The organism is Gordonibacter sp. RACS_AR68 (assembly GCF_030418485.1).
GTDB lineage: Bacteria > Actinomycetota > Coriobacteriia > Coriobacteriales > Eggerthellaceae > Gordonibacter > Gordonibacter urolithinfaciens.
This window is the reverse complement of record NZ_JAIPUP010000007.1, coordinates 132,717-142,060: the sequence shown is the minus strand read 5'-3', so window position 1 is coordinate 142,060 and position 9,344 is coordinate 132,717. Positions and strand designations below refer to the sequence as shown.

The 9,344-nt window shown below is 70.6% G+C and carries 5 protein-coding genes; all 5 read left to right on the top strand.

What is annotated here, in order from left to right; genetic code table 11:
- Positions 1-171: 171 nt before the first annotated feature.
- A complete protein-coding gene (locus K9U15_RS13465; protein ID WP_301156362.1) occupies positions 172-1,764 on the top strand; it encodes a serine hydrolase in 1,593 nt (530 codons plus the stop codon).
- A 66-nt stretch (positions 1,765-1,830) separates the two neighbouring features.
- Entirely contained in the window at positions 1,831-2,775 is a 945-nt protein-coding gene (locus K9U15_RS13460; protein WP_301156361.1) for a lysine exporter LysO family protein, read from the top strand.
- A 260-nt stretch (positions 2,776-3,035) separates the two neighbouring features.
- Entirely contained in the window at positions 3,036-5,234 is a 2,199-nt protein-coding gene (locus K9U15_RS13455; RefSeq protein WP_301156359.1) for an ATP-dependent helicase, read from the top strand.
- A 720-nt stretch (positions 5,235-5,954) separates the two neighbouring features.
- Positions 5,955-8,324, top strand: coding sequence for an excinuclease ABC subunit UvrC (uvrC, locus tag K9U15_RS13450; RefSeq protein WP_241557783.1), 2,370 nt, complete (start codon positions 5,955-5,957; stop codon positions 8,322-8,324).
- Positions 8,321-9,340, top strand: coding sequence for an RNase adapter RapZ (gene rapZ / locus K9U15_RS13445; RefSeq protein ID WP_301156356.1), 1,020 nt, complete (start codon positions 8,321-8,323; stop codon positions 9,338-9,340). Before uvrC ends, rapZ begins: the two co-directional genes overlap by 4 nt.
- Positions 9,341-9,344 lie beyond the last annotated feature (4 nt).

Below are 9,344 nucleotides of genomic sequence, written 5' to 3'. Positions count from 1 at the left end.
GGCGCGGGCGATGCGGGCGGCGGCCGCGGTGCGCGCCGCGGTGGAGGCGCGGCCGCGGGTGCTCGGCGCGCTCGCGGCGCTTGCGACGGCGGCGATGGTCGTGCTGCTTGCGTGGTTCCTCGTGTTCTCGGGGTTGAGCGGGCCGGTGCAGTTCGTGTACAGCAGCTTCTGATGGCGCGCGACGACGACAGGCGGGCGTGCGCGTCGCGCGCGGGACGGGTTGCGCGGGCGTTTGCCGCGGCGGCGCTCGCGCTGGCGTGCGCGCTGCCGCTGGCATCGTGCGGGGCCGAGGCGGATACGGCGGATGACGAGGGCATCGCCGCCGAAGCGGCGGCGACGGCGGACGAGGGCCCCGCCGACGACGAGGAGGGGCCCGAGGACGCGGACGGCGCCGCGCCCGCAGGGCTCGAGCCGACGGGGGAGGACCTCGCCGCGCGCCTGGACGCCTACCTGTCCGCGAACTTCCCGCAGGTGGGCATGCCCGGGGCGGCGGTCGCCGTGGTCGACGCCGACGGCGTGCGCTACCTCGCCACGCTCGGCGACTGCCCCGGCGCCGACGCGCCGTTCGTCGTGGGCTCGCTTAGCAAGTCGTTCACGGCCGTGGCCGTCATGCAGCTGGCCGAGCAGGGGGCGGTGGACCTCGACGCCCCCGCCGCCCGCTACGCGCAGGGCTACGACGTGCCCGACGAGGTGACGGTGCGCAGCCTGCTCAACCAGACGAGCGGGTTCGGCTCCCACGATTCGCTCTCGGAGGCCGCCGACGGGCAGCTGGGCGACACGTTCGGCTCGTTCTCGTACGCGAATGCGAACTACGACCTGCTCGGGCGCGTCGTCGAGGGCGCGTCGGGCGAGCCGTACGCGCGCTACCTCGACGAGCACGTGCTGGGCCCGCTCGGGATGACCGCTTCGACGGCCGATCCCGTTCGCGCCGAGACGCTCGGCATGGCGCCGGGGCACCGCGACTGGCTCGGCCTCCATCTGGCCGACGGGTTCCGGCACGCGCAGGGCGACGACGCATGGGGCGGCCCCGCGTCGGGCTACGTGGCGTCCAGCGTGCAGGATATGGCCGGCTATCTGCGCATGTACCTGAACGGCGGCGCGGCCGACGGCGGCGGGCGCGTGCTGTCGGCCGACAGCGTGCGGCGCATGTTCCTCGACCGCGTGCCCGATCCGGAGGGCGACACGTGCTACGGCATGGGGTGGACGTCGTTTAACTGGGACGACGGCGAGCTCGTGCTGTCCCACGACGGCCAGGTGGAGAACTACGTGGCCAGCATGTGCCTGCTGCCCGAGCGCGGCATCGGCGTGGTGGTGCTGGCGGACGCCAACGACAACGCCGGCGGCAACAGCCGATTCTTCGACCTGGTCAGCGGCGTGGTGACTGCGGCGGTGGGCGGAGTGCCCGCGCCGGTTGACGCGCAGTGGACCGCGCTGTGGCGCCAGCGCACCGACGTGCTGTACGCGTGCGCGGTGCTGGCCTGCGCCGCCCCGCTGCTGCTGATGGGCCGCTGGCCGCGGCGGCAGGCCGCGGCGCCGCGCCGCCGCCTGCTCGCGCAGGGGCTCGCGCTGCATGCGGCGCTGCCCGCCGCCCTCCTCGCGCTGCCCTCGTCGTGGGGCACGCCCTGGCGCGACCTGCTCGCGTTCGCCCCCGACGCGGCGCTCGTGCTCGTCCTGTGCGCCGCGCTGCTCGTCGTCGCGGGGGCGGCGAAGCTCGCGTGGGCCGCGCTGGCGCGAAACGCCGCGCCGCCCGCGAACTTGCGGTAAGATAGCTCCTTCACCGATGGGATCGCAGCGCAGGCTCTCGCCATGCGCACGGCGGGAAGGGATGTCGTGGAGATACTGGTCGTCATGGTTGCAGGGGTGCTCGTGGGGGCGACGGTGTTCCCCGCGCGGCTCAAAGGGCTGAACGAGAAGCTGACGCTCGCGGCAACCGGGCTGCTCATCTTCTCGATGGGCGTGCTGCTGGCCGGGCGCGACTCGTTTCTGGAGGAGCTCGGCACCGTGGGGTGGGCCAGCGTCCTGTTCTGCCTCGTGCCGGTGGCGTTCTCGACGATCGCCGTGTACGCGCTGACGAGCCTGTTCATGTCCGACATCGCCCGCCGCCCGGCCGGCCCGCGCGTGGCCGCCGCGCAGGACGGCTCCGAGGGCGGGGCGGGCGCGCGCGGCGAGGCCGCGATGATCGGCGTGGCGGTGGGCGCGCTCGCGCTCGGCGCGGTGTACGGGCTGGCGGGCGTGCCGATCGCGCCGATCGACTTCGTGGCCGGCCATTCCGAAGCCGTCCTCTACGCGCTCATGTTCTTCGTGGGCATCAGCGTGGGCGGCAGCCGCGGCCTGCTGGGCAAGCTGCGCCAGTACCACGTGCGCGTGCTCATCGTCCCGGCGGGGATCGTGATCGGCTCGGTGCTGGGAGGCCTCGCGTGCGCGCCGCTTGCGGGCATGTCGCTGCCCACGGGCGCGGCCGTGGCGTCGGGCCTGGGGTGGTACAGCCTCGCGGGCGTCATGATGACCGACATCGCCGGCGCCCAGGTGGGCAGCATCACGTTTCTGGCGAACCTGCTGCGCGAGCTCGTGTCGTTCTTCAGCATCCCCTGGATCGCGAAGCACCTCAACTACCCCACGTGCATCGCGCCCGCCGGCGCCACGAGCGAGGACACCACGCTGCCCATGCTCATCCGCTGCACGAACGGCGAGACCGTGGTGCTCTCGGTGCTCAACGGCGTCATCTGCTCCGCGCTGGTCCCCGTGCTGATCGAGGCGTTCCATCAGCTGATGTAGGGGGGGCGGAGCCAAGGGCCGCACCGTGCCGGCTTGCCGCATGGATCCCTCGTCCTGCCCCGGGTCCGTTCCTGCCGTCCCCTGGCCGTGTCGGTCCTCCGCCCCCTGGCTGCGTCGGGCCTCCATCCCCTTGCCGCGTCGATTCCCCGTCCCCTGGCCGCGTCGGACCTCGCCGCGCGGATCCGCCGTGTCGTCGCAAGAATGTTTCACGTGAAACATTTGTTCGGGAACATCCGTCCGTTTTCTGCTACACTGTACCTATGGAACAGACGATCGAAACAACGACGAGCGTACGGCACGACGAGGACGACGGCCGGACGCGCCTGAACGCGGCGCAGCGCGAGGCCGTCGAGGCGACCGAGGGGTACGTGCGCGTGATCGCCGGCGCCGGCACGGGCAAGACGCGGGCGCTCACCGAGCGCTTCGCCTACCTGGTGAACGAGTTGGGCATCATGCCGGGCACCATCCTGTGCGCCACGTTCACGAACAAGGCGGCCAGCGAGATGCGCCGCCGCATCCGCCGGCTGACGGGCGACGGCGACACGGGCTACATCAACACGTTCCACGGCTTCTGCGTGTCGGTGCTGCAGGAGGACTGCCACGCCGTCCAGTACCCGAAGAGCTTCCTCGTGCTGGACAACGCCGACGTGGACGCCATGCTGCAGGTCGTCTACGAGGAGCGCGGGCTCACGCTGCGCGACATGACGTTCTCGAAGGCGCGCGACATGATCGAGATCGTGAAGCTGAAGGAGCGCCCGGACTACTACCGCGACATGCTGGCCCTGCCGCTCGAGGGCCTGCGGCAGAAGTACCTCGACGCGACCGCCGCGAAGGACGTCATCTTCTACGGCTACCTCTACCAGGAGAAGAAGTGCTTCGGGCTGGACTACAACGACCTCATCGTGTTCGTGCTGCACCTCTTCGAGCAGAACCCCGACATCCGGTCGAAGTGGCAGAAGCGGCTCGAGTACATCATGGTCGACGAGTTCCAGGACATCGACGGCCTGCAGCACGAGCTCATGGAGGTGCTCGCCGGGTACCACAAGAACCTGTTCGTGGTGGGCGACCCCGACCAGACCATCTACACCTGGCGCGGCGCGGACGTGCGCTACCTGCTGGACTTCGACCGCGCGTTCCCGGGCACGCGCACCATCATGATGCTGGAGAACTATCGGTCGGCGCCGCGCGTGGTGGCCGTCGCGAACTCGCTGATCGAGAAGAACCGCGAGCGCATGCCGAAGAGGCTCGTCGCCGCGCGCGCGGCCCATGGGCCCACGGTGTGGCATCACGCCAAGAGCTCGGCCGACGAGGCCGCGTGGATCGCCCATGGTGCCCTCGCGCTGCACGGCGAGGGCGTGGCGTATCGCGACATGGCGGTGCTCTACCGCGCCCATTACGCGTCGCGGCCGGTGGAGGAGGCGCTGCTGCGAGCCGAAGTGCCCCACGCGGTGTGCAGCGGCGTGCCGTTCTTCGGCCGGCGCGAGATCAAGGACGCGCTGTCGTACCTGCGGCTCGTAGCCTACCAGGACGACCTGGACTTCGCGCGCGTGGCGAACGTCCCCAAGCGCAACCTGGGCCAGCGGCGCATGGCCTTCCTTCGCGAGAAGGCCGACGAATGGGGATGCAGCCTGTTCGAGGCGCTCGCGCGCTCGGCGGACGACGAGCTGTTCAAGCGCACGAAGGCGCGGCAGCTCCTGCAGCTGGTCGATCGCTTCCGCTCGTCGTACGAGGGGCGTCCCGTGTCCGAGGTGCTGGCGGCCGTGCTGTCGGAAAGCGGCTACGAGGGCATGCTGCGCACCGAGGGCGGCCAGGAGCGGCTCGACAACCTGGCCGAGCTGAAGCAGTCCATCTACGAGTTCGAGTCGACATGCGGGGAAGAGGTGACCCTCGAGCACTACCTGGCGCACGTGGCCCTGCTCACGAACGCCGACGCGATGGACGATGCGCAGGACAAGGTGCGGCTCATGACCGTCCATGCGGCGAAGGGCCTCGAGTTCGCGCACGTGTTCCTCTGCTCCATGAGCGAGGGCGTGCTCCCGTCGCGCAAGACGAGCACGCCGCAGGGCATGGAGGAGGAGCGCCGGCTGGCGTTCGTGGCCATGACGCGGGCGCGCGACGGGCTGTACCTCACCGAGGCGGAGGGGCGCTCGCACGAGGGCGCGCCGCGCTACCCCTCGCGCTTCCTGCTCGACATCGACCCGGCGGCGCTCGAATTCTCGAACAAGCCCGACGAGCGGCGGATCGAGGACGCGCGCGCCGCGTACGCGCTGACCGACCGCTGGATCGCCGACCTCGTCCGCGACGCGCGCTTCTCCGCGGGCGACCGCGTGGCCCATGCGGTGTTCGGCGTCGGGCGCGTGGCGGCCGTCGACACCGAGAAGCGCGCCTACGAGGTGGAGTTCGACGGCATGGACACGCCCCGCACCATCTCGTTCAAGGCCAAGCTGGAAGAAGTCTGACGGTCCTGCGCGCCTCGCCCCGTCCGCGTTGCGCAGTCTGCGCCCGCGTCCCGTTCGCGCCCGTATTCCGCGTGGCTCGTGCGCCCGCATCCGCGCCCCAAACACCTGCTTTCCGCGCCTCGAGCGTCCGTTGCAGGTTGTTTCACGTGAAACATTTGTTCTGACCCTCTCCTTATCGCGCAGGGCCGCGGACAACCACCCCGGCCCCCTGCGCGCGGCGGCGCCGATCCGGCAAGTGCCCACGTGAAACGTCGCCGAGGCGGGCGAGGGCCGCCCTGCAACCCCGCGCGGCGCCTGTCGGCATCGGGGCAGCGCGCGGAAACCCCCGTTCGTGGTATATTTCGACGGGAAATGATCATCGGCTCGGGAACCCGGACGGGGACTCGAAGCCGCACGCCCCGCTGACCTGGGGCGATGCCGAAGAGGCGGTTTCGCCGCGGCGCTTTCGGCCCGGGCCGGGTTTCCCGATGATCATTTCCCGTCGAAATCTGCCACGAAACCGGGTTTCGCGCGCGCTGGACGGTCGGGGAGGGCCCGAAGGGCGTCCGCCCTGTGCGCGACGAGCAGCGCCTTCCCCGAGCACCCTTCCTCTCGCGTTTCCGGCGGGGGCTCGGGTGGCGGATCGCCCGTCGTCGGGGGGGGGGGAGGGCTTCCTTTTGCATTCCGCGTGGAGCGGAGCGCGCCCAGGGGAACGCTTGTGCGGTTTGCTATACTGGCGGTATGGACGAACTCAACGAAACCAACAACGGAGCCGCCCCGTTTGACGTGGACGACGGCCTCGGGCCTGCAGACGCGGGCGGGTTCGAGCGCCTGGATCCCGAGCCCGCGCTCGATCCCGAGGACGCCGAGCGCCTCGAGCGCGAGGGCCGCCGCCGGCCCGCGCTCAACCGCGCCGTGCGCGAGCGCGGGGATGGCTCCGCCGACGATGCGCTCGCCGCCAAGCTCGAGCGCATCAAACAGGAGCTGAACGCCGTGCCCACGCTGCCGGGCGTGTACCTGTGGAAGGACAAGTCCGGCCAGGTCATCTACGTGGGCAAGGCGAAGCAGCTGCGCGCCCGCATGCGCCAGTACGTGAACTACCAGGACGAGCGCGCGAAGATCCCGCTTCTGGTCGACCAGATCGACAGCTTCGACTACCTCGTGGTGGAGAACGAGCACGAGTCGCTCGTGCTGGAGAAGAACCTCATCAACCAGCATGCCCCGTTCTTCAACGCCGACTTCAAGGACGACAAGTCCTACCCGTTCATCGCGCTCACGAAGGGCGACGTGTTCCCCGCCATCAAGTACACGCGCGAGAAGCACCGCCCTGACACCAAGTACTTCGGCCCCTACACCGACAGCCGCGCCGCCCGCGACATGGTGGACATCGCCCGCCGCGTCGTGCCGCTGTGCGCCACGTCGTGCGCCGATTGGCGCGGGCTCAAGCGCCGCCTCGACAAGGACCCGCTCGCGCTGCTCGACCGCGACGCGCGCCCGTGCTTCGACGCGCACGTGGGCCTCGGCCCCGGCGCGTGCTGCGGCGGCATCACGCCCGAGGAGTACCGGGTCAACGTCAAGCGCATCGAGCGCTTCCTCGCGGGCCAGCACCGCGAGTTCGTCGACGAGCTGACCGAGGAGATGCAGGCCGCCGCCGCCGAGCTCGACTTCGAGCGCGCCGCGCGCATCAAGGCCCGCATCGACACGATCAACAGCCTCACCGACAGGCAGCATGCGGTGTCCACGCGCAACCTCGACGCCGACGTCGTGGGCCTGTTCCGCGAGGAGACGGTGGCGGGCGTGCACGTGTTCATGGTGCGCGAGGGACGCATCATCAACTCCAACGAGTTCGTGCTGAACCGCGGCAAGGACGTGCCCGACCAGGACCTGCTGCACATGTTCCTCCTGCGCTACTACGACGCCACCACCTCCATCCCGCACGAGGTCATCCTGCGCGACGAGCCCGAGGACACCGAGGCCATGGAGGCATGGCTCACGGAGAAGCTGGCCAGCCCCCATGGCGCCAAGGTGCGCATCTGCGCTCCGCAGAAGGGCGAGAAGGCCGAGCTCGTTGGCATGGCCGAGACGAACGCGAAGCACACGCTCATGCGCTACAAGGTGCGCACGAACTACGACGACAAGCGCATCAACAACGCGCTTCTGCAGCTGGAAAGCGCGCTCGCCCTCGACGAGCCGCCCATGCGCATCGAGTGCTTCGACATCTCCACCATCCACGGCTCCTACACGGTGGCCTCGATGGTGGTGTTCACGAACGGCAAGCCCGACAAGAACCAGTACCGCCGCTTCAAGATCAAGACGCCGCTCGACGAGGCGAACGACTTCCTGTCCATGCAGGAGGTCATGAGCCGCCGCTACGCGCCCGAGCGCATGGCCGACGAGCGCTTCGGCAGCAAGCCCGACCTCATCATCCTCGACGGCGGCAAGCCGCAGCTGTCCGCGGCGCTCGAGATGTTCGACCGGATGGGCATCGACGACATCGCGATGTGCGGCCTGGCCAAGCGCGACGAGGAGCTGTTCGTGCCGTGGCAGGACACGGGCCCCGTCGTGCTGCCCTCGGGCTCGGCGTCGCTTTACCTCGTGAAGCAGGTGCGCGACGAGGCGCACCGCTTCGCCATCACGTTCCACCGCGAGCTGCGCGGCAAGGGCATGACGGCCTCCATCTTGGACGACGTGGTCGGCATGGGCCCCGTGCGCAAGAAGGCGCTGCTCAAGCACTTCAAGTCGTTCAGGAACCTGAAGGCCGCCACGCTCGAGGAGATCAAGGAGGCGCGCGTCGTGCCGAACGAGGTGGCCGAGGAGCTCTACCGCGTGCTGCAGCAGTATAATAGGGATCGCAAGGACGAGCGCGTCGTGGGCGGCGGGGTCGGGAGGGCGGAGGGCCCTGGCACATCCGAGGCCGTAGGAGGCTCGGCAGCCGAGGCCGCGTGCGGCCCGGACGCCTCCGACGCGCTCGACGAGCGTGCGGCCGCCTGCCCGCCCGCGGGCACGGGGCCAGCCGCCACGTGGTCGCCCGCCGTGGACGAGGCGGTGCGCGCGGCCGTGCAGGGCAGGGAGCCCGGCAGGGAAGGAAACGAGGGAAGGACGATCGCATGACCGACGAGAACACCGAGCTGGCGAGCATGCCCGAACTGGTCATCGTGAGCGGCATGAGCGGCGCCGGGCGCACCGAGGCCATGCACTCGTTCGAGGATCTGGGCTACTTCTGCGTGGACAACCTGCCCTCCAGCCTCATCGGCAATCTGCTCGAGCTCACCGGCATGCCGGGCCAGCCCGACGAGCACCGCCGCCTGGCCGTGGTGTGCGACGCGCGCAACCGCGACTTCTTCGCCAACCTCACGGCCGAGCTGGCGAAGCTCAAGGCCCAGGGCATCGGCTACCGCATCCTGTTCCTGGATGCGGCCGACGAGAAGCTCGTCGCACGCTACAAGTCCAGCCGCCGCCGGCACCCGCTGTGCGCCGACGGCGCCTCCATCGCGCAGGGCATCGACCGCGAGCGCGACCTCCTGTTCGAGGTGCGCGAGGCGGCTCACCACGTGGTGGACACCACCGACATGCTGCCGGCGCAGCTGCGCGCGACCATCCGCGCGCTGTTCGCACCCGGCTCCGAGCAGCAGGGACTTGCCGTGACGGTGTACTCGTTCGGCTTCAAGCACGGCGCGCCGCTCGACGCCGACCTCGTCATGGACGTGCGCTTCCTGCCGAACCCCTACTACGAGCCGCAGCTGCGCGCGCTCACGGGCCTCGACAAGCCGGTGCGCGACTACGTGCTCTACCGACCGGAGACCGAGGAGTTCGAGCAGCGCTGGCGCGGCCTGCTGGATTGCGTCATGCCCGGCTACGTGGCCGAGGGCAAGCAGCAGCTCGCCATCGCCGTGGGCTGCACGGGCGGCCAGCACCGCTCCGTGGCGCTGGCGGAGTCCACGGGCGACTACCTGAAGACGAAGGGCTACCGGGTGAGCATCGCCCATCGCGACCTGGCGCTCGCCGAGGGCGCCGACGGCCGCCTCGCAGCGGACCCGCAGGCGGCGGCCCCCGGCCCCGACCCGGCGGCCGCCCCGCAGCCGCCAACCCCGGCCCCCGACGGCCCCGTGGCCGCCCCGCAGGCGTAGGGCG